The sequence below is a fragment of the Thalassospira indica genome (assembly GCF_003403095.1).
Taxonomy (GTDB): domain Bacteria; phylum Pseudomonadota; class Alphaproteobacteria; order Rhodospirillales; family Thalassospiraceae; genus Thalassospira; species Thalassospira indica.
The window spans coordinates 3978742-4000381 of record NZ_CP031555.1 but is presented as its reverse complement, the minus strand read 5'-3'; the positions used below and the strand labels follow the sequence as shown (position 1 = coordinate 4000381).

Genomic DNA, 21640 nt, shown 5'->3' with positions numbered 1-21640 from the left:
CCGGGAAACCACGGGGTGGGGGATGGGGGAAAAATGATCCCCCGAGCAGTTATCTCTTACACGAAGTCGAAACCAGCCTTGGTCATGGGAAGATCCAGGATCCGCGTGCCGGTTTGCGCAAAGATCGCATTGGCAACGGCCGGCCCGGTTGGGGGCAGACCCGGTTCGCCAACACCGGTCGGTGCACCGTTTGATGGAACGATGGCGACTTCGACTTCGGGCATTTCGGGATTACGAAGCAATTCGTAATCCGGGAAGTTGTACTGATCGACTTCACCGTCGGTCAGGGTGATCTGATTGCGCAAGATCGCTGTCAGGCCATAACCTGCACCGCCTTCCATCTGCGCACGAATGACATCGGGGTTTACAGCCACACCGCATTCAACTGCCATGAACAGCTTGTTGACATGCACGCTGGTGTCATCGACCGAGACGTCCGCCACAACCGCGACGCAGGTATTGAACGAGAAGTGGCAGGCAAAGCCGCGCTTGTCGCCTTCTTTCCATCCGGAAATTTCGCGCACGTGCTTGATGGCTTCAATCATGCGGGCCTGGTTGGGCTGCGCTGCGTCCAGCATCGACAGACGCAGTTCGATCGGGTCCTGACCACTTTCGGCAGCGACCATATCCATCAGGGTTTCCATGGCATAGGCAGTGTGGGTGTGTCCCACCGAACGCCACCAAAGAACCGGCACCGGGTTATGGAAATCTGTCAGGCCGATGGCCTGGTTCGGGATGGCATATAGGCTTTCGGAAACACCCTCGACAGAGGTCGCATCAACCCCGTCACGGACCATCATGCCTTCAAAGCTTGTGCCCTTCATGATCGACTTGATCGCAAGACGATGGTCCCATCCGACGATCTTGCCATCCGCATCCAGGCCAATCTTTGCCCGGTGTGCCGACATGGCGCGGTAATAGCCGCCCTTCATGTCGTCTTCGCGGCTCCAGACCAGTTTGACCGGGACTTTCTTGCCCGAGACGGCAAAGGCCATGGCAGCTTCGGCATTGTAATCGGCGGTCGGGTTGGCGCGACGGCCAAACGAACCACCGGCATATAACGTCTTGATTTCGACCTGTTCGGGCTTAAGCCCAAGGATCGCCGCAACCGTCGGCCGCGTGATGGTCGGGAACTGACAACCGTCATGGACACGTACTCCAAAATCGGTTGGCTCAATCGTGCAGTTCAGCGATTCCATTGACGCATGTGCCAGATACGGGAAGGTGAAGTCAGCCTCGATGGTTTTTGATGCACCGTCAATCAAGGGTGCGACATTCTCGGTCGTGATTTCGTGGCCGATTTCGAATTCCGGCTTTTCATCAAGCAGGGCCTGATGGGCCGCGATCAGGGCATCGGTGCTGCGGGTTTCAGCAACGCTGAAGTCCCATTCAACCGAAAGCGCATCACGCGCCTGGAATGCCGACCAGGTGTTTTTGCCAAAGGCAACCACACCGGCCTTGTTTGGCAGGACCTGTGCGGCGATGAAACCACCGACATCCTTTGCCGCACTGTCATCGAAGGATACAACGGTGCCACCGAATTTCGGGCTGTGCATGATCGCGGCATAGATCATGCCGGGCAGATTGACATCCATGGCAAAGATCGCGGTTCCGGTGGTCTTGCCGTGATTGTCCTTGCGGTGGAGTTTTTCGTTGCCGATCAGCTTGAACTGGTCCGGGGTTTTGATCGTCGGCTTTTCAACGGCTTCAAGGGTTGCTGCGATCGCAACAAATTCGCCGAAGTGACCGGAATTTCCCCCTGATGAAATGATGCCGTTCTCAACAGAGATGGTCGATGCATCAACACCCCAGCTTTGGGCCGCGGCACGGACAAGCAGATCGCGCGCTGCAGCACCAGCTTCGCGGTACTGCATGAATGAATTGGCAATCGAGGTCGAACCACCGGTCCCCTGCGCACCAAAGAACAGGTTCTTGTAGCGGACATCATCGGCCGGTGCGAAATCGGTTTTGACACTGTCCCAGTTGGCATCGATTTCTTCGGCAACCAGGGTGGTCAGGCCGGTCGTCGTGCCTTGACCCATTTCGAAATGTTTGATGATGACGGTGACAACGCCATCGGCATCAATTTTGACAAACGGGTTCAGGTCGGTATTGGCAGCAGCCGAGCTTCCGGCAGCCAGAACACCCTTGGCATTCACACCGACAAAAAGGGCTGTGGCGCCTGCGGCCGATCCCTTAAGAAAGCCGCGACGGGATACACTGATGTTCATGGCTTAGGCCTCCAGCTTTTCAGATGCGAGCTTGATGGCTTCGTTGATGCGGACATAGGTCACACAGCGGCAGGCATTGCCGTACATGTAATCCTTGATTTCCTCATCGGTCGGATTGGGGTTTTCGGTCAAAAGGCCGATGGCCGACATGATCTGACCGGACTGACACCAGCCGCACTGCACGACATCTTTTTTCTGCCAGGCAGCCTGAACCGCCTTGGCGACCTTGTCGGTCGCACCTTCGATGGTGGTGATTTCGCTATCGACCGCATCCTCGATAAAGGTCTGGCAGGAACGGGTCGGGTAACCGTCGACATGCACGGTGCAGGCACCACAATAGGCAACGCCGCAACCAAATTTGGTGCCGGTAAGTTCCAGTTCGTCGCGCAGAACCCAAAGCAGCGGGGTGCCCGGTTCGACATCAACGGTACGGGATTCTCCATTGATCTTAAGCTGATATTGCATGACCGCCTCATCTCTCTTTTGGCTTGTTATGCCTGATCATCGCGTGGGGGCAGGTAACCAAGCGGTAAACGCCCATAATGGGTGGTTTGGTGCAGATGTGATGGTTATCTCCGCCCATCACATCGGCTGGTCGCAGAGCTTATATGAGCAATTTGCCAAGGGATTTAAGGACGATGACCGGGATGCAGGGCACAAGAAATTGATCAGAACAAAAAGCCTGCCAGTGCATGGGACACCGACAGGCTTTTGAAGCTGGTCCGTCAGGTGGGGCGCCTGATGACCGTTAATGAGGGAGGTCGTTATCTTGGCAGGTGGCCATGTTCGCAGACGAATGCGACGTCTTTGCGGGTAATGCCGATGTCTTCAAGCACTTCGCGCGGGGCATTGCGAAGCATTTCCGCATCGCGGGCGACCTTGTAGGCTTGTGCCCATTTGCGCGGGAAAAGGACGAGCCAGCGCCAGATGGTTACGCCTGATACCGGCGCGACATTGGTGGTGGCGACGAGGGATCCATTTGTAAACTGTGCTGGCATGATGCTGGCTCGCTAGTTTGTTTGCTAATAAGGGGACAAAGTTTCCTTCGGACCCACAAACAATTTACGTCTGACTTATGTGAAACGGCGCGCAAAGTTCGCAAATCCGTGCGAGATTTTCGCAAAGAATCTGTAAAAACGATTTTCTTTCGCTGGCTGCTTCGGTCATGTTGATCCGAAGGATGTTACAGCGTCGTTTGGGATATTGGACCTTGGCGGAACTCGATAAATTTGACTATCGCCTGCTGGAATTATTGCAGGAAAACAGTCGCTTAACAGGTAATGAACTGTCCGCGAAAGTTGGTCTTTCATCGGCGGCCTGTTTGCGCCGGGTGCAGCGCCTGCGCGAAACCGGGGTGATTGAGCGCGATGTCGCGATTGTATCGCCCAAGGTATTTGGCAAGAAGATGATGGTGATCGTGCTTCTGACCATGGAACGTGATCGCCCGGATCGATATATGCTGATGCGTGAAGAATTCGGCAGAATGCCTGAGGTTGTGCAGTGTCACCATGTGACTGGTGCGCATGATTTTGTGTTGCGTATTCAGGTCAGTGACATGGAAGAATACAGCGCCTTTGTCGACCGGGTGTTTCATGAACCCTATATCAAACGCTATGAAAGTCTGGCGGTTCTGGGGTCGCTGAAATAGCGCAAAAAGGGGATTTTGCATTCTTCAATTAAATTGAAGAATGCAACCCATTATTCAAAATAAGTTAAAGATCAGACGGCAAGGGCCCGCCCGACGCGACAGGCATATTTTCCGTCATTTTAATTGTATGAGGATTTAAAACGCGCCCGGATCGGAAATCCGGCGTGCGCGTTTCGTCATGCCGGGATGGTTTTTTCCGATGCGTCGAACAGATGGACATCGCCGGATGCAAAATGCAGCCCGACCGTGTCGCCCACGACCGCGTCGGAATGACCGACGATGCGGACCGTGAACAGACCGACATCGGGAACATTGACATAGGCAAAGCTGTCAGAGCCGAGATGTTCCATGACATCGATCTGACCGGTCAGGATCGCCTTGTCGGCATCATTGGCATCGCAGAGCGCCATATGTTCGGGGCGAATGCCCATTTTGGTGGCACCTTCGGCATTTCTGGCGATGTCGGATGTGTTGCCGTTGCCAAAGGTGAGCTGCGTGCCGGTGCCTTTGCAATCGACGACATTCATTTTCGGCGAGCCGATGAACTGGGCGACAAACAGATTGCCGGGATGGCGATAGAGGTCCAGCGGGGTGCCGATCTGTTCGATTTGGCCGGCCTGCAGCACGACGATCTTGTCGGCAAGTGTCATGGCTTCGACCTGATCGTGGGTGACATAGACCATGGTGGCACCTAGTTTTTGATGCAGACGGGCGATTTCAAGGCGCATTTCAACGCGCAGCGCGGCATCCAAGTTCGAAAGCGGTTCATCAAAGAGAAAGGCGCGCGGTTCGCGGACAATGGCGCGGCCGATGGCGACACGTTGGCGCTGGCCACCTGAAAGGGCCTTGGGTTTGCGATCCAGATAGTCTTCGAGTTTGAGGGTTGCGGCGGCTTCATCGACCTTTTGGGTGATTTCGGTCTTGGGCATGCCGGCCACGGTCAGGGCAAAGCCCATGTTTTCGCGCACCGATTTATGCGGATAAAGCGCATAGGATTGAAACACCATGGAGAGTTCACGTTCAGCCGGTGGTTTGCCGGTGACGTCGTCGCCATCAATGAGGATCTGGCCATCGGATGCTTCGACAAGGCCCGAGATCAGACGCAACAGCGTTGATTTGCCACAGCCGGAGGGCCCGACGAAAATCACCAGTTCGCCTTCATTGATCTGAAGATCGATGCCCTTGATGACATCAACCCCGCCAAATGATTTGCGGATACCTTTAAGTTCGATCTGGCCCATTTTATGTGTTCTCCTGATCTGCGGTGCCGGTTGGTGCGGTTGATTGGGAAAGGTGTGCGGGGATGGGCAACGTTTCAGGACGGGCCGCCCAATAAAGCGACATCGATGCCGTCCACGAAAAATCAGTGCCACCCCCGCCACGGCCGGTCACCGGGCAGAAATATTCACGAAAATCGGATTGGTCGATAAGGGACTGCGTATCGCGCCGGATACGCTCGGCAAGGTCGGTTTCGCCATGTTCGATCAATCCGGTGGCGATCATCCAGTTGATCATGGCCCACACCGGGCCGCGCCAATAGCGAATGGAATCAAACAGTTCATGAGCGGGATCAAAGCTGGGAACGCCGTGTTCGACCTGATCCAGCCAATGGGTCAGTGTGGATGCCATCGTGGTCGCGCGGGCCGGTTCGACGGGCCCGGCAAACATCGCAAGCCAGCTTCCCGATGTTAGCCCGATTGCATGTTCACCCCGTCTGAGATCAAGCGTGACATAGCCGCCAACGGTTTCGGACCACAGCAACTCAAACCCGGCATCAAGACGGGCGAAGCGGGCAGTGGCGCGGGCGGCAATATCATCGTTGCCCAGACATCTTGCCATCCGGATCAGATCACTTTCGGCGCGGCGCAGAATAGCATTCATGCCCGGTTCGGCGACCCAGAACGGGCAATCGCGGGCAATGATATCGGTGTTCCAGTTGCAGTCGCGGCCAAATCGGACCAGCGCCATATAGTGATCGTAATCGTTATTTTTCGGGCGTTCGTCCTTATTCACGATATCGGTATCGCGCCGGTGATAGCCACCGATCCCGGTGGTATCAACAAAGGATAACGGACGATCCCAATCGGGCAGATTATCGCGGCCACTTTCCCATGGATGCATGATGGCAACCACGCCGCGACCATCCGGATCACGCGCATCAAGAAACCATTGATGCCAGCGATCCAGTTTGGGCAGGAGTTTTGCCGCCCGGTCGCGATGGGCATCAATATCTTCGGCCAGCAGGCGTTCGATGACGGTTGCGGCGACCGGGGGCTGGGTAATGCCCGAGGTTGGCGGGGCCTTGGCGATGTCGGTCGTGCCCCATTGTTCCGGTCCGGGGAAGTAGCTTTTTTCTTCCTTCCAGAAAATGATGTGCGGCACCATGCCGTTGTCCCATTGCGCGGACAGCAGGCTTTCAACTTCCTGCCAGGCGCGGTCGGGATCGAACACCGAAAATCCAAGCGCGACCAGCGCGCTATCCCAGTTCCATTGGAACGGATAAAGCTTGGCACTTGGCACGGTATAGCCGCCGCGATCATTGCCGAGCAGGATTTCCGCTGCGCGCTTGTTGGTGCCGTGAAGCTGATCAAAAGACAGGCTCATCCCTTGACACTCCCGGCGGTCAGGCCCTGCACGAGGAAGCGTTCAAACCACAGGAAGATGACAAGGATCGGAACGGTTGCGATCACCGCACCGGCCATCAGATGTTGGCGGGGGACTTCGGAAGAGTTGAGCGATACCACGCCGCGTGACAGGGTGAAGATGTCGGGATCATCGAGGAACATGAAGGCAAACAGGAACTCGTTCCAGGCGATCATGAAGACATAAAGCGATACCGATGCGAGCGCAGGCAAGGCCAGCGGCAGGGTGATTTTCCAGATCACGCCAAGGCGCGACAGACCGTCCATCAGACCGGCTTCTTCCAGTTCGGCGGGGAGACCGCGGAAGTATCCCTGCAACATATAAAGCGCGACGGGAACCGTGGTGGCGGGATAGACGATCAGAAGGCCAACCACCGTATTGCGCAGGCCAAGCTGACTGAAAACGGCATAAAGCGGGATGACCAGAACGATCATGGGTACGAGATAGATCAGCAGGATCGAACTGGAAAGAACCGTCTGTCCGGGGAATTTGAGGCGCGCCACCGCATAGGCACCGGGGATCGAGAATGCCAGCGTGATCAAAACGGTGCAGACCGACACGATGGTCGAAATCAGAAGGAAGCGGCCAAAATTGAACTTGGTAAACAGTTCGACATAGCTGTCAAACAGGCTGGCAGCACCCTGTGTCAGATCAATCGACAGATCCAGCGGGTTCAGGAACAGATCCTGCTGGTTCTTGAGGCTGGTCATCACCATCACATAAAATGGCAGGATGACGATCACGCTAAAGAATACAAAGCCAAAGCCCTTGAGCGTTCGGACAATCACCAGATCAATCGCATACCGTTTGAGCATGCCCGACTGAATGTCGATCAGGACCGCCCGGTTGGCAAAGGTCACGGCAAGCGCGATCAACCCGACGCCGAATGCCTGAATAAGCGAACTTTCAGAGAAGGCCAGACTGAAGGGGGCGCCAAAGGAGACCAGCATCATGGTTATGATGACGCCAGCAAAGGCGACCAGATAAAGCCCCGGTGTGCGATCGGCGGGGGCGCGCAGCATAATGATGGCGGCATTGACGGCCCCGGCGAGTGCGCCCGCCGATATGATCGGCGTTGCCGGAAGACCGGTGATCAGGGTCAGTGAAATGCCGGTAATCGCAACCGCAATCGTGCCCCACAAAAGGCCGGTAATAAGACCGAGAAGAAGACCCGTACCGATACGCATTACGAATCCTCCCGATGGATGAATTTGAAATAGAACACGGCAAACACCAGAAGCAGGATGAAGATGGCAACCGCCACCGCCGCCCCGGCCCCGAGATTGGACAGGGCAAAGCCCTGTTCATAGACATCGACCGTCAGCGTCCGCGTGCCCGCTGCCCCGCCGGTCAGAAGGAAGATGTCGTCGAACTTGTTGAACGTCCAAATGAAGCGCAGCAGGAACAGCGTCGACAGAATGCCCAAAAGTTGCGGCAGGGAAATGTGCCAGAACTGTTGCAAGGGCGTGGCACCATCGACCTCGGCGGCCTCGTACATGTCTGATGATATCGACTGCATGCGGGCGAGAATGAACAGGAATGACAGCGGGAAATAACGCCAGGCTTCAAAAGCAATCACGGTTGCCAGGGCGAGGGGAAATTCAATGGTCAGGCCAAAGATATCAATTGGTAAGGCGCGTTGACCAAAGAAGTTGATGCCCGCATCGGTGACATTCATGCGTTGTAAAATGGCATTGAACGTGCCGTTGAACGGATCGAGCAGGATGACCCAGGTAAAGGCAACCGCAATCACCGGCGCGACATAGGGAAACAGGAAAAGGCCACGAATGATTGACCGCCCGGCAAAAGGTTTGTTGAGCATCTGTGCGGCAAAAAGGCCCAAGACCAGTGCGCCCAGTGTGCCAAAGACGGTATAGGCAATCGTCACCCACAGCACCGACCAGAATTCGTTGGAATCAAAAATACGCGCGAAGTTATCGAGGGTAAATTCATTGTTGGTCAGGATGTTTTCCGCCGTACCGGTCACCGTCGGTTCGCTGTCACGCGGGGAGACAGGGTTGGTGGCAAAGCTTTCATCGGAGACCGCAGTCATTTTCAGCCGGGTGCGTTCACCCGCCGGAAGACCATCAAGAGCACAGCGAACTTCAGACCCCGTAACCGTGCAGACATCACCCGGATCAATCACGGTAATGCCAGCCGGCAAGGTGTCGGTCAGGACGACGTCGGCAATGTCGCCTTTGCGTGATGAATTGCGCAGGCGGTACTGGATTTCAAATTCTTCGCCGGGAATTTCAAAATCACCGCGGACGCGTTCGGACACCACCGGGGTTGGCGGGCGCAGGTCGGAGAGTTTGACCGGCTTGACCGAAATCCAGAAATTGGCCAGCAACGGAAACAGGACAATGCCCATGACAATCAGAAATGTCGGGGCCAGCATCCAAAGGGCAAGCCGCGCTTCGCGCCGGGCCATCGGGCCCAGTTTGCCTTTGCGCGGTGGCGGTGTGGATGCCGAATTTTGCGTGGTTGGGTGGGGCATTGTTGGCTGGGACCGGGTCATCGTCTTGAAATCCGTTGTGAAAACCGGAAATCCGGGGCGCAGCGCAAAAGCTGCGCCCCGGATCAAGATCGCTTATTCGATTCCGCTGACTTCTTCGTTGATCAGATCAGCGGTTGCATCGGCATTACGTTCGCCATCGATGAATTCGCGCACACGGCGGTTGATGACCTGACTGTTGATGATGCGCGATGCCTTGGCCAGCTGACCTTCGGCAACCCCCCAACGGTTTGCGGTTTCAAGACCGGAAACGATGTCGGAGATGACGGCCGGGTCATAAAGCTCTGACAGCGGCTTTTTGCGATCCACACCAACCGGCAGGGTCGACCATGCCTTAACAAATTCATCCGGATTTTCGGCGGTGCCATGACGGACCGGGAATTTTCCTTCGGGGGCGATGGAAAGGGTGCTGGTGTAACCTTCACCGAGCGAGAATTTGACAAATTCTTCTGCCGGGTCGGTATCGGCATCATTGGTAATGCCGAAATAGCGAATGTCACCCCAGGCGGCGCCATTCGGATTGGACGGGCCCATCAGGCGGGTGACAACACCGGTTTTCGAGGCAAGCTCGCCCGAGGTCGGGTCATTGTTGATGGTGGGCGGGGCGCTGTCGCGCAGGCCTGCCAGTTCATCAAGGATGAAGGGCGACCAGATGATCATCGCTGCTTTGCCCGCGAAATAAACCTCGCGCGACTGTTTCCAGTAAAGATCCCCCGGGGGCGATGCGTCGGCGAGTTTTTTGTAAAATTCAAGCGCCTCGATCAGTTTTGCCTTGTCAAAGCCGACCGAGCCATCGGCGGCCACCGGGGTTGCGCCGTTTGCCAGGAAGACATGTTCGAGCACCTGGCTCATGAAGTTTTCATCGATCTTGGTCGCGGCAACAAAGCCATACATTTCAGGCGGGTTGTGGAGCGCCTCGATGGCCTTGACGATATTGGCATACGTGTTGGGGGCCTCTAGCCCGGCCGCATCAAACAGGTCCTTGCGATAAAGCACCATCTGGGTCCAGCCATCAGAGGGGACCGCGGCAACTTCGCCGTCGAAATCAGCCATGCTGAGTGCGGCCGGTGCGAAGGTATCCTTGCCCAGCTGGTTGACGACTTCGTTATTGGCTTCGGTATCAAGGATGCCGGCCTCGGACCAGGGCAGGACATATTGCAGCGTCAGATAAATGACGTCTGGCAAGTCACCGGCGGCATAGGCCGCGGTGGCACGCGTGCCAAGTTCGGTTTCCGTGACCGGAATGACTTCCACAGAGGTGCCGGTTTTGGCTTCGAACTCCTTGGCCATTTCTTCTTGCTTGGCCAGGCGTTCGGGTTGTTCTTCGGTGGTCCAGAACCGCAGTTGCGCACTGGCGATGCTGGTGGAAACCAGCAGACCAGCGGCAGCAAGCGTTAAAGCACGCGTAAACCTTGTTTTCATGAGATGCCTCCCTTGGCATTTGCGGCCAGCTTCAATGCTGGCGGGTTGGCTGACCCACGGACGGTCAGCGATGCTTCCCACAGGATTTGGGAAAATTCGGATGCAGGCGAATGTGCCTTGTTCGCCTGCGCAACAACGATCCGCCCGACTTCACGGCCGATCTGATAGCTGGCCTGGCTCATGGTGGTCAGGCCGGGATGGATGGCTTCGCCCATCGGCAGGCCATCAAAACCAATCACGGACATTTCCGATCCGACGTCGATACCGGCATGGGCCAGCGCATGGATGGCGCCGATGGCAACTGCGTCGGTGACACACAAAATGGCGGTCGGATGATCGGGGAGTTTAAGAATTTCCAGGACGGCCTCGCGGGCGGCCAGTTCGTTGGTGATGCCGTCATGCATATAGCCCGGAAGAATGTCGCAGCCCTTGGCCTTGGTCGCGGCAAGGTAACCCGCGCGCCGTTGCCAGGCGTAATTAAGCGCGGGATCGCCGCCGAGATAGGCGATCTTGCGATGGCCAAGGCCGACCAGGTAATTCACCGCATCGACAAAGGCCTTTTCATTGTCGATATCAAGCCACGCATAGTCATCGCAGTTTTCGGTGCGGCCTTGCGCGACAAACGGAATATGGGATGTGCGCAAAAAATCAATGCGCGGATCATGACGTTTGGTGCGCGCAACGACAAATCCGCCAACCTTGGCTGAGCGGATCAGGCGATCCATGACTTCGACTTCGTCATGACCATCGGGGACGGCGGAAACCAGCAAGTCCCAGTCTGACAGGGCAAGTTCGGTGGCAAGCCCATCGAGAATTTCGGCCAGAAACGGATCAATCTGATGACCGTCACGCGCAGGCAGGACAAAGCCGATGGTTTCGACCACGCCACGGGCAAGACGCCGTGCGGTGGTCGAGGGGCGATAGCCCAGTTCATCGGCGGCCTTGCGGACACGGGCGACGGTCTTTTCGGCGATATCGGGATAATTGTTCAGCGCGCGCGAAACGGTTCCCTCGGACAAACCAAGATGTTTGGCCAGCCGGGCAATCGACATGGTTTCGTTTTGCTTCCGAACGCGCGGCACGGAACCTCCCTGAGTCTTGTGCTTTTCACCGCCTTTTTGACGGTGTTTGGCGTTCCGAAACCGCTTTCGGAACAGGGAAACGCTATCCGAAACCGCTTTCGGTTGTCAAACAGTTGATTTTGAACGATTTATTTTGCAACGCGGCAGCAGGTTCAGGCTACCCGCAAGGGTGGGGTGAAATCGCGTGTAATTCATGCACGCCAAGCCTTCTGCGTAAATTCATCAACCAAAGGTATAGAGTTTGGCACGCGCCGTATTTTGCGGCGCAAACCTTTGTGTTGCCGGGCGTGGGCGGTGTGTTTTGGCTTGTTGGGCGGTGACTCGCGCGGTTGCTGCATCCAAGACGGTGCGTGATGCCGTCAGCTGTAATCTGGTCGGGGGCGGTCCCGTTAGCAAACGGACGTCGTTTTTATCTGCTAAGTATTGAATTTCCTTGCCTAAAACAGGGCAAATCATATCACATGGCATGATGACAGACCAAAATGCCGAGATTAATCCGAATGCCATTGCGCAAGTAAAGGTTCTGGCCCTGCTTGGCGCGGTGTTGCTTGTCGGGTCGAATTCGTTTGTTTTAAGCCCGATCCTGTCCGAAGTGGCGGCCGGGCTTTCGACGCAAACCTATCATGTGGCCTGGGCGATTTCGGCGTTCGGGGCGGCGACGGCCCTATCGGCGCTGACCCTGGCCGGGATGATTGACCGGATGTCGGTCGGGCGTGTTTTGGGCGGTGCGGCACTTCTTTTGGCGGTGGCGCAGGTTTCAAGCGGGTTGAGCCAGCATTGGATTTGGCTGTGTCTGTCGCAGGCGCTGGCCGGGGTGGCCGTTGGTGTGTTGTTGCCGGGATCCTATGCCACGGTGACCGCCACAGCCCCCAAGGGGCGCGAGGCCGCGCGGCTTGGCGTGGTTCTGACCGGATGGGCGTTGTCATTGGTGGTGGCGGTGCCCGCCGCGGCCTTCATTACCGAGCATCTTGGCTGGCGGATGGTGTATTTCCTGATGGCTGGGTTGTCGGTTCTGGTGGCCGGTATTTTGGTGATTTTGCTGTCGGATGTGCGCGGCGGGATGACGACGCGGACATCGCCGTTGCGGGCATCTCAGTTGCCCGGTGTCTGGCAATTACTGGCGGTGATGCTGGTTTATATGAGCGCGTTTTACGGATCGTTTGCCTTTTTCGGGGATGGCGTGCGCACGGCCTTTGGCTTGACAGCACAAGGCAGCGGCATGTTTGTCATGGCCTATGGGCTGGGTTTTGGCATCATGGGATTTGTTCTGGGTGTGGTATCGCCCAAAATTACCCGTGGGTATCTGTGTCTGGTGTTGATCGCGATTGCGGCAAGTTACGCCAGTTGGGGATTGACCCTGCAAAGCCAGATCACTGCATTGGCGGGAACCGCGATTTGGGGGATGCTAAACCAGCTTGGCCTGAATGCGATGGTGGTGTCGCTGAACCGGCAGGCGGCAGAAGCGCGCGGGGCGGTGATGGGGCTTAATAGTGCGGTGACCTATTCGGCGGTGTTTGCCGGGCCGATGATCATGGGGCCGATTTATGCCGGGTTCGGCTTTGCCGCCGTGGCCGGGCTTGGATCCGTTTTGGTGATGTGCGGTGTGATCGTCAGTTGGCGAAGTGCCTGAGGCGGGCGCGCATCGTCATTCCGGGCTGAGCGGAGCGCAGACCCGGAATCTATCGCGGTTCGAATGGCGGGGGATTCCCGCCTTCGCGGGAATGACTGTCTCATCAAACAAATCAAAGTTATTTGTCAGCAACGCAAAATGGCGGGTCGAAACCCGCCATTTGCATATGTGTGACTGAGCTTGTCGCTTAGCTGAAGTCCAGCGCGCGGTCGCCGTTGGCATCCTTGATGCGGGTCGGAAGACCCATGCCGTTCAGCAAGTTCAGGAACGGTTTGGATGGCAGTTCTTCGACGTTTGCCATCTTTTTCACATCCCATTCGCCGGTTGCGATCAGCATTGCAGCGGCGACAGGCGGAACACCAGCGGTATAGGAAATGCCCTGGCTTCCGACTTCGTTATAGGCGTCTTTGTGGTCGGCCACGTTATAGATCAGGACTTCGGTTTCCTTGCCGTCCTTCGTGCCCTTGACCAGATCACCGATGCAGGTCTTGCCGGTATAATCCGGGGCGAGCGAGCTTGGATCCGGCAGGCAGGCCTTGACGACCTTCAGCGGTACGACTTCGAGGCCCTCGGCGGTGGTGACCGGTTTTTCGGACAGAAGGCCGATATTGTTCAGCACCGTGAAGACATTGACGTAGTGATCGCCAAAGCCCATCCAGAAGCGCACATTTGGCACATCAAGGTTCTGCGACAGGGAATGGACTTCGTCATGGCCGGTCATGAAGGTCTGGCTTTCGCCGACAACCGGCATGTCCCAGATCTTTTTGACTTCGAACATCTTGTTCGACTGCCATTTGCTGTCCTGCCAGGAATAAACCGTGCCGGTAAATTCGCGGAAGTTGATTTCCGGATCGAAGTTGGTGGCAAAGTATTTGCCGTGGCTGCCGGCATTGATGTCGATGATGTCGATCGAGTCAATCTTGTCGAAGTAATCTTCGACGGCGAGTTTGGCATAGGCGTTCACAACGCCCGGATCGAAACCAACACCGAGGATGGCGGTAACGCCAGCGGCCTCGCACTCGGCCCGGCGTTTCCATTCATAGTTGGCATACCATGGCGGGGTTTCGCAGATTTTGTCCTGCTCTTCATGGATGGCGGTATCGAGATAGGCGACACCGGTTTTAATACAGGCCGACATGACCGGCATGTTGATGAAGGCAGAGCCGACATTGATGACGATTTTGACGCCGGTTTTTTCGATCAGGGCTGCGGTAGCATCCACATCGGTCGCATCCAGGGCGTGACCTTCAAGAACGCCGGGGTTTTTGAGGTTTTTCTTTTCATGGATGCTGTCGATGATGGACTGGCACTTTGATGCCGTGCGCGATGCGATATGAATATCGCCAAGCACGTCATTATGCTGTGCGCATTTATGTGCAACGACCTGGGCGACGCCACCTGCGCCGATAATCAGAACATTCTTTTTCATGTCGGGCCAAAAACTCCCCTGTGTTGAGAGGTGGAGCACTGCGTGCTCCGGTTCGCTATGAAAACTGCGCTTTCGTGGTTTTACGAAAGGCTCGAAACGTAGTCGTCAAAGGTGAACTCACGCACGATGCGTTCTGTTCCGTCGAGTTCCCGGATCACGATGGACGGCATGCCGACCCCGTTAAACCAGTTCTTTTTCACCATGGTGTAGCCGGCCGCATCCTGAATGGAGATACGGTCGCCGACCTTGATCTCATGCTCGAAATCAAATTCGCCAAATACGTCGCCGGCAAGGCAGGACTTGCCACAGATCATGTAGGGGTGATCGCCCGTGTTCGGCAGGACCTTGGCATTTTCGCGATAGATCAGAAGATCGAGCATGTGGGCTTCGATCGAGCTATCAACGATGGCAAGGTTTTTGCCGTTAAACAGGGTATCAAGCACGGTGACCTCAAGCGTGGTGCTTTTTGTGATCGATGCTTCGCCGGGTTCGAGATAGACCTGTACGCCGAATTTTTCCGAAAAGGCCTTAAGCCGGGCGCAGAATTTATCGAGCGGATAGTTATCCCCGGTGAAGTGAATGCCGCCGCCGAGGCTGACCCATTCGACGCGCGACAGCAGTGATCCGAATTTGTCTTCGATGTCGGTCAGCATGCGATCAAACAGATCAAAGTCGGCATTTTCGCAGTTATTGTGGATCATGAAGCCGGAAATCTGATCCATTACTGCTTCGACCTTGGCAACATCCCATTCGCCCAGACGCGAGAACGGGCGTGCCGGATCGGCCAGATCAAAGCTTGAGGTCGAAACCTGCGGGTTGAGGCGCAAACCGCGCACAATACCCGATGCCTGATCGGCAAAGCGGGTCAGCTGGCTGATGGAATTGAAAATGATCTTGTCGGCATTTTCGATGACCTCAGCGATTTCATCATCGGAATAGGCAACACTGTAGGCGTGCGTTTCCTTGCCGAATTTTTGGCGGCCGAGCTTCACTTCATACAGTGACGAGGAGGTGGTGCCGTCCATGTATTCGGACATGAAATCAAACACCGACCAGGTCGCAAAGCATTTCAGCGCCAGCAACGCCTTGGCGCCGGAATGTTCGCGCACATAGGCGATCTTTTCCATGTTGCGCAGCAGCTTGGACTTATCGAGAAGGTAATAGGGCGTTGCGGGCATGGAGGGCTCTCTACAACTATGTCACGGGAAATATGGGTGAACTCGGAACGCGCGATCAGGCCTTTGTGTTCCGGGTTTGGGCAAAATCACCAATCTGGTGGCGGCACGCGCGCGTCTAGTGATCGGCCTGACGGTGCGTCATCCAATAGACGGAGACAGATAAACTGTATTCATTCATCAGATGCCTCCATCCTTCGGGTTGTTGCCAATGCGTTCTGCTGCGTCCCAATAGCAGCGGGGGCGGGGGCGGTCAATACTGCAATGTCGCCTTTCTTAGGCGATTTCGCGCCTCTGTGCATGTTGTGGTTTCATGACGGTTTGATCAAGGGGCAATCGCATTGATTTCCAAACCCTATTGCCCCATCTGTTGATCATGGGGGGCATTCATGATTACCATCGTGTTGTCCGCCCTTAACACGGATACATTCAGACGGAGGAGGCCCATGTCACCTGCACCTGTAAGTGTTGACCATCTTGCTTTTCCGACCCGCGATCTTGAAGCCACCGACCATTTTTATGCCAAGGTGGTGGGCGCGACACTTGTTCATGCGGAAAGTGGCTACAGCCCGTCGTGGAAATCCGATTATTTGCTGATTACCTATGCGCTGCCCGATGGCACGCGGCTGTCATTCTATGACTGGCCGGCCGATACCGGGCCTTATCCCGATGACCCGAACATGCCCGATGATGTGTTTCATATCGGGTTGCGCTGTGCGGCCCCGCGCGATGTGATTTCCTGGCAGAACCATTTGTTCCAGCACAAGGTGGTCTATCACAGCGAGGATGACGGCAAGTCGCGCCGGTTATTTATGCGCGATCCCAATGGTATACGGTTTGAAATCTTTGCCTCTGAAATTGCCAAATCCGGCGAGGATCATGAAGGAAACGCGCGTTCTGTCATGGGCGAGTGGCAAAAGATTGCCAGTGCCTGAGCTTAGAGGTGCCTAAGATTGCAGGGGCCTAAGATGGTCCGTTAACCGGGGCAGGGGCCCGTACTTTGCCGGACGATCAGTTCGGTCGGGATGATCACCGGGCCGGTTTCGCCGTGCGACGGCGGCGTTTTTGATCCCAGACGATCGAGAAGCAGGGCAATCGCCTGTTCACCCAGACGGCGGCGGGGCTGGCGCACGGTGGTGATCGGCGGGTCATAGGCCGCGGCATGCGGAATATCGTCAAAGCCGACAACCGAGAGGTCGTGCGGGATGCGCAGCCCGACTTCCTTGGCCGCGACAATCACCCCGATCGCCATGCCGTCACTGGCGCAGCAGACCGCCGTTGGTCGGGTCTTTGGATCGGCCAGAAGGGCACGACCGGCGGCAATACCGGAATCGATGGAAAAATCGCCGCGATAAATCAGATTTGGCTCGCTGGTGATGCCGGCTGATTTCAGGGCGCGACGATACCCGGTCACGCGGTCCGTGGTCAGGATATTGCCCGTCGGGCCACTGACATGAGCGATCCGGGTGTGGCCGAGATCAATCAGATGGCGGGTGGCAACAAAGGATGCCTCGTCATTATCAATGATGACGGTTGGCAAGGCACATCCCGGAATGCGTTCGCAGGCAATCACCACCGGCGGTGTGGCGTTTGGCGGGGCCTTGGCAAGTGGTGCCGGGAGCCTGCCATTGAGCAGGATCATCGCATCGGCCTGATTGCTGCGCAGGTAGGCGGCATAGGTTGCTTCGCGTTCGGGATCGTTTTGCGTGTCACCAATCAGGACGTTGTAGCCCGCCTGGCTGGCACCCTTTTCAATGCCCGACAGAATCGCCGAAAAGAAAGGGTTTCCGATATCGGGCACCAGCAAAAGAATCATCCCCGAGCGGTTCAGACGCAGGTTCCGGGCCATGACATTGGCGGTGTAACCGGTCGCGGCGATGGCAGTTTGCACTCTTTCGCGTGTGGTTTCGGAAACCACATTGGGTTTGTGCAAGGCCCGGCTGACAGTGGCAATAGACACCCCTGCCTGGCGGGCAACATCTTCAATCGTCGCGATTTTTTCAGTCATTCTTCTTCCTACTCCGCCGGTTGCAGGCTGTCCAGCGGCATTCGACGCCCGGATCGGCAGGTGATTTTGATCACTCCGAGCAAAATGTAAAGGTTTACATCGAAAATGAAAACGTTTACACAAGCCTTAATCAAGAGTTGATCGCAAAAAATGCGACGCTAGGGAGGATATATTCATGACGGATGCGGCTGTTCACGCCGTTAATCCCGATCAGCAGGCGCGCGTGCGGCTGTCCGGTCGGGAGATTTGCAAGTCATTTGGCCCGGCACAGGTGCTTTTCGATGTTTCCATCGATCTGCATGCGGGGGAAGTGCATGCGCTTTTGGGCGAAAATGGTGCGGGCAAATCGACTTTAGTGAAAATCCTGTCTGGCTATCATCAGCCGACCAGTGGCGCGCTTAGCCTTGATCAGACTGCGGTCACCTTTGAAGACAGTGAAGTTGCCGAAAATCATGGTGTCATCCTGATCCATCAGGAACTGAACCTGGCCGAGCAACTGACCGTCGAAGAGAACATTTTCCTGGGCCGCGAGATCAAGCGGGGCTGGTTCCTTGATAAGGCGGCGATGCGCGCGGAAGCCAAAAAGCTTCTGGACCAGTTGCAATGCGATGTCGATCCGCGCACACGCATCAAGGATCTTGCAGTTTCCGACCGTCAGATGGTCGAAATTGCCAAGGCGCTTTCGAAAAACGCCGATATTCTGATCCTTGATGAACCAACCGCGGTCCTGACCGGGCGCGAGGTTGATATCCTGTTTGATCAGATCCGCCGCCTGCGCGAACAGGGTGTCGCGATCCTTTACATTTCCCACAAGCTTGACGAGATCAAGGCGATTGCCGACAGGGTGACGGTTTTGCGCGACGGGCGACTGATCACGACCGAGCCGGTGGCGGATGTTGAAAAAGACGACATGGCGCGCCTGATGGTCGGGCGGGACATCAAACAGATGTTCCCCGACCGCGCGCCGGTTGAGGCCCATGATGTGGCGATGTCTGTTCGCAATGTATCCGTTGACGGACAGGTGCGTGATGCCAGCTTTGATCTGCGTCGCGGTGAAGTTCTGGGCTTTGCCGGGATTGTCGGGGCCGGGCGGACAGCCTTGATGGAAGCCATCATTGGCCTGCGCGACAGATCATCTGGCGAGATCGAACGCAATGGCGAGCCGGTTTCGATCCACAGCCTGCAGGACGCCAAGAAATGCGGCATTGCCTATCTGACCAAGGATCGCAAGGGCAGCGGGTTGTTGCTGAATATGGATATGCGGCCCAACCTGACTTTGCTGGCACTTGAAAAATTCGGGACCGTGATCCTCAATCGCAAGGCCGAAGAAGCCGCACTGGCAAACGCGATCGAGGCCTTTGACATTCGCGCGGCCGATCCGAAAGCCAAGGTCGGTGATTTTTCCGGGGGCAATCAGCAAAAGCTTCTGTTGGCGAAAGTCATGGAAACCGACCCGGAAGTCGTGATCATCGACGAGCCGACGCGCGGCATCGATATCGGTACCAAAAGCCAGATTTATCATTTCATCGGCGATCTTACCAAACGCGGTAAATCCGTCATTCTCCTGTCGTCTGAAATGCCGGAAATGCTTGGCCTGTCTGATCGCATCGCGGTCATGGCGGCGGGGCGTATCACCGGCATTCTCGAAGGAAACGACCGCAACGAGCATGAAATCATGCGGCACGCGACAGGAATTTCAGGCAAGCAGGGAGTGTCTGTTCATGAGTAGCCTTGAACGCTCTGAAGCTTCGACTTCGAGTGGTTTCAATATCGATTTCAAAGCCTTGGGTCCGTTTTTGGCCCTCGTTGGCCTGTTTGTTCTGGGCACGGGTATTAATGACGCGTTCCTGAGCGGCGGCAACCTTTCGAACATTTTCACCCGTGCGGCCTTTATCGGCATTATCGCGGTGGGTGCGACCTTTGTGATCACCGCGGGCGGCATTGACCTTTCGGTGGGCTCCATGGCGGCGTTTATTTCGGGTGCCATGATTGTTGTGATGAACACCCTTGTCGCAACGCTGGGTGCCGGGATCGAGACGGTTTTGATTGGTGTGGTGTTGTCAGTCTTGCTGGGGATTGCGGCCGGGGCCGTCAATGGCCTGGTCAGCACCAAGGGCAAGATCGAAGCGTTTATCGTCACACTTGGCACCATGGGGATTTACCGGTCGCTTGTGACCTATATGGCCGATGGCGGGACGCTGTCGCTTGATTTTGATGTGCGCGGTGTTTATCGCCCGGTCTATTACGGCGACATTCTGGGCATTCCTGTGCCGGTGCTTGTGTTCTTTGCCGTGGCGGTTGCGGGTTATGTGCTGCTGAACATGACGCCGTTCGGGCGGAAATGCTTTGCGATTGGCTCAAACGAGCAGGTTGCGCGTTATTCGGCAATCCATGTCGACCGTGTGAAGACGCTGACCTATGTCATTCAGGGGCTCTGCGTATCGGTTGCAACCATCATTTATGTGCCGCGTCTTGGGTCGGCCTCAAGCTCGACCGGGGTGCTTTGGGAACTTGAAGCGATTGCTGCCGTGATCATTGGTGGCACGATGCTTAAGGGTGGTTATGGCCGGATCTGGGGCACGGTGATCGGCGCGATCATGCTGACCACGATTGGCAATATTCTGAATTTGACGGATGCGATCAGTAACTATCTGAACGGAGCAGTTCAGGGTCTGATCATCATCGTTGCGGTATTCCTGCAGCGCGGGGACTGGCGACGCAAAAAGAGCAAATAACCGGCGATCAACGTCCGGGAAGAATGTGAAAACGCATCATTTTTTTGATCAGGAGGAAACGTTGATGAAAACGTTTACAAAATATCTGGGGGCCGCCTGTGTTCTGGGCCTTGGTTTGGCATCAACCGGTGCAATCGCACAGGAAAAGATCAAGATCGGGGTTTCGATCCCGGCAGCGACCCATGGTTGGGCAGGTGGCCTGAACTGGCATGCCGAACAGGCCGAAAAGCGGATTGAGGCAACCTATCCCAATATCGATGTCATTGTGGTCAGCGCGAATGGTGCAACCGAACAGGCCAACGATCTTGAAGATCTGGTGTCGGTTCAGAATATTGACGCGTTGGTCGTCTTGCCGTTTGAGTCTGATCCGCTGACCGTGCCGGTCCAGCAGGTCAAACAGGCGGGCAAGTTTGTCACCGTGGTTGACCGTGGTCTTTCGCTTCCGGGGATTGAAGACGTTTATGTTGCGGGCAACAACCCGGAACTTGGCCGTGTTTCGGGCGAGTACATTCGTGAACGTCTCAATGACGAAGGCAAGATCGTTGTTCTGCGCGGCATTCCGACCACGATCGATACCGAACGCGTGGATGCGTTTGTCGAGGAACTTGAAGGATCAAACATCGAAATCCTTGATATGAAACATGCCAACTGGAACCGTGATGATGGCTATGAAGTGATGCAGGACTTCCTGTCGCGCTTCCCGGAAATCGATGCGGTCTGGGCACAGGATGACGACATTGCCCTTGGCGTGATCGAGGCGGTCAAACAGGCGGATCGTACCGACGAGATGTTCATCGTTGGTGGTGCGGGCATGAAAGACATCATCAAGCGGGTGATGGATGGTGATGAACTGACCCCGATTGATGTTCTGTATCCGCCGGCAATGATCGCAACCGCGATGGACGTGACGGTTATGAAGTTCACCTCGAACGCACCGGTCGAGGGGCGTTACATTCTGGGCGCGACCCTTGTGACCCAGGAAAATGCCGAGAACTTCTATTTCCCGGACAGCCCGTTCTAAAAACGTTTGGTTGGGACACGCATGATTGCGTCGGGCGCATGACCGCCCGACGCAGCCAACTTTTCACAGAAATCCACCAGAACGCAGTTAAAGAGGTCTGA

Annotated in this window: 19 protein-coding genes; 7 read left to right on the top strand and 12 right to left on the bottom strand. The window is 56.0% G+C overall.

Features of this window, described 5'->3' with window-relative positions; all coding sequences use genetic code 11:
* Nucleotides 1–56: 56 nt before the first annotated feature.
* Together DY252_RS18740 and DY252_RS18735 are read right to left on the bottom strand one after the other, a co-directional pair.
* Nucleotides 57–2231, bottom strand: a complete 2175-nt coding sequence (locus tag DY252_RS18740) for a xanthine dehydrogenase family protein molybdopterin-binding subunit (RefSeq protein WP_064789044.1) — start codon at nucleotides 2229–2231, stop codon at nucleotides 57–59.
* 3 nt (nucleotides 2232–2234) lie between these two features.
* Nucleotides 2235–2696, bottom strand: a complete 462-nt coding sequence (locus DY252_RS18735; protein ID WP_064789043.1) for a (2Fe-2S)-binding protein — start codon at nucleotides 2694–2696, stop codon at nucleotides 2235–2237.
* Between DY252_RS18735 and DY252_RS18730 the strand changes: the two genes are divergently transcribed.
* Nucleotides 2695–2946: a hypothetical protein gene (locus DY252_RS18730; RefSeq protein ID WP_064789042.1), complete on the top strand. Its 252-nt coding sequence runs from the start codon at nucleotides 2695–2697 to the stop codon at nucleotides 2944–2946. The two genes, DY252_RS18735 and DY252_RS18730, sit on opposite strands and share 2 nt — an antisense overlap.
* A 49-nt stretch (nucleotides 2947–2995) precedes the next feature.
* On the opposite strand, the gene DY252_RS18725 is transcribed toward DY252_RS18730, so the two are convergent.
* Nucleotides 2996–3229: a hypothetical protein gene (locus DY252_RS18725; protein ID WP_064789041.1), complete on the bottom strand. Its 234-nt coding sequence runs from the start codon at nucleotides 3227–3229 to the stop codon at nucleotides 2996–2998.
* A gap of 212 nt (nucleotides 3230–3441) precedes the next feature.
* Here DY252_RS18725 and DY252_RS18720 point away from each other — a divergent pair, with 212 nt between their 5' ends.
* A complete protein-coding gene (locus DY252_RS18720) occupies nucleotides 3442–3879 on the top strand; it encodes an Lrp/AsnC family transcriptional regulator (RefSeq protein ID WP_062955801.1) in 438 nt (145 codons plus the stop codon).
* Between the two features lie 176 nt (nucleotides 3880–4055).
* Here the strand turns inward: DY252_RS18720 and DY252_RS18715 are convergent, their stop codons facing one another.
* The 6 genes from DY252_RS18715 to DY252_RS18690 form a co-directional block, all read right to left on the bottom strand.
* Nucleotides 4056–5120, bottom strand: a complete 1065-nt coding sequence (locus DY252_RS18715) for an ABC transporter ATP-binding protein (RefSeq protein WP_064789039.1) — start codon at nucleotides 5118–5120, stop codon at nucleotides 4056–4058.
* A 1-nt stretch (nucleotide 5121) separates the two neighbouring features.
* Complete coding sequence (locus DY252_RS18710; RefSeq protein WP_064789038.1) at nucleotides 5122–6483, bottom strand: MGH1-like glycoside hydrolase domain-containing protein; 1362 nt, start codon at nucleotides 6481–6483, stop codon at nucleotides 5122–5124.
* Nucleotides 6480–7709, bottom strand: coding sequence for a carbohydrate ABC transporter permease (locus DY252_RS18705; protein ID WP_064789037.1), 1230 nt, complete (start codon nucleotides 7707–7709; stop codon nucleotides 6480–6482). Before DY252_RS18705 ends, DY252_RS18710 begins: the two co-directional genes overlap by 4 nt.
* Nucleotides 7709–9019 carry a sugar ABC transporter permease gene (locus DY252_RS18700; RefSeq protein ID WP_064789081.1) on the bottom strand — a complete coding sequence of 437 codons (1311 nt, stop codon included), beginning with the start codon at nucleotides 9017–9019 and terminating at the stop codon, nucleotides 7709–7711. The genes DY252_RS18705 and DY252_RS18700 overlap by 1 nt, the downstream gene beginning before the upstream one ends.
* Before the next feature lie 93 nt (nucleotides 9020–9112).
* On the bottom strand, nucleotides 9113–10459 hold the full coding sequence (locus tag DY252_RS18695; protein WP_064789036.1) for an ABC transporter substrate-binding protein: 1347 nt from the start codon (nucleotides 10457–10459) through the stop codon (nucleotides 9113–9115).
* Nucleotides 10456–11541, bottom strand: a complete 1086-nt coding sequence (locus DY252_RS18690) for a LacI family DNA-binding transcriptional regulator (protein ID WP_129542773.1) — start codon at nucleotides 11539–11541, stop codon at nucleotides 10456–10458. Before DY252_RS18690 ends, DY252_RS18695 begins: the two co-directional genes overlap by 4 nt.
* Nucleotides 11542–12007: 466 nt before the next feature.
* Here DY252_RS18690 and DY252_RS18685 point away from each other — a divergent pair, with 466 nt between their 5' ends.
* A complete protein-coding gene (locus tag DY252_RS18685) occupies nucleotides 12008–13171 on the top strand; it encodes an MFS transporter (protein WP_064789034.1) in 1164 nt (387 codons plus the stop codon).
* Nucleotides 13172–13358: 187 nt separating this feature from the next.
* Here DY252_RS18685 and DY252_RS18680 read toward each other — a convergent pair whose 3' ends face one another.
* Nucleotides 13359–14600, bottom strand: a complete 1242-nt coding sequence (locus DY252_RS18680) for a saccharopine dehydrogenase family protein (protein ID WP_064789033.1) — start codon at nucleotides 14598–14600, stop codon at nucleotides 13359–13361.
* An 80-nt stretch (nucleotides 14601–14680) separates the two neighbouring features.
* Nucleotides 14681–15778 (bottom strand): carboxynorspermidine decarboxylase, encoded by a 1098-nt coding sequence (gene nspC / locus DY252_RS18675; RefSeq protein ID WP_064789032.1) that lies wholly within the window; start codon nucleotides 15776–15778, stop codon nucleotides 14681–14683.
* 443 nt (nucleotides 15779–16221) lie between these two features.
* Here nspC and DY252_RS18670 point away from each other — a divergent pair, with 443 nt between their 5' ends.
* The gene (locus DY252_RS18670; protein WP_064789031.1) at nucleotides 16222–16710 is read left to right on the top strand and encodes a VOC family protein; all 489 of its coding nucleotides are present in this window, start codon (nucleotides 16222–16224) and stop codon (nucleotides 16708–16710) included.
* A 41-nt stretch (nucleotides 16711–16751) separates the two neighbouring features.
* Here the strand turns inward: DY252_RS18670 and DY252_RS18665 are convergent, their stop codons facing one another.
* Complete coding sequence (locus DY252_RS18665; RefSeq protein WP_082923493.1) at nucleotides 16752–17783, bottom strand: LacI family DNA-binding transcriptional regulator; 1032 nt, start codon at nucleotides 17781–17783, stop codon at nucleotides 16752–16754.
* A 175-nt stretch (nucleotides 17784–17958) separates the two neighbouring features.
* Here DY252_RS18665 and DY252_RS18660 point away from each other — a divergent pair, with 175 nt between their 5' ends.
* The 3 genes from DY252_RS18660 (at nucleotide 17959) to DY252_RS18650 (ending at nucleotide 21539) form a co-directional block, all read left to right on the top strand.
* Complete coding sequence (locus DY252_RS18660) at nucleotides 17959–19512, top strand: sugar ABC transporter ATP-binding protein (protein WP_064789030.1); 1554 nt, start codon at nucleotides 17959–17961, stop codon at nucleotides 19510–19512.
* On the top strand, nucleotides 19505–20518 hold the full coding sequence (locus DY252_RS18655) for an ABC transporter permease (RefSeq protein ID WP_008890019.1): 1014 nt from the start codon (nucleotides 19505–19507) through the stop codon (nucleotides 20516–20518). Before DY252_RS18660 ends, DY252_RS18655 begins: the two co-directional genes overlap by 8 nt.
* 64 nt (nucleotides 20519–20582) lie before the next feature.
* Nucleotides 20583–21539: an ABC transporter substrate-binding protein gene (locus DY252_RS18650; RefSeq protein WP_064789079.1), complete on the top strand. Its 957-nt coding sequence runs from the start codon at nucleotides 20583–20585 to the stop codon at nucleotides 21537–21539.
* Nucleotides 21540–21640 lie beyond the last annotated feature (101 nt).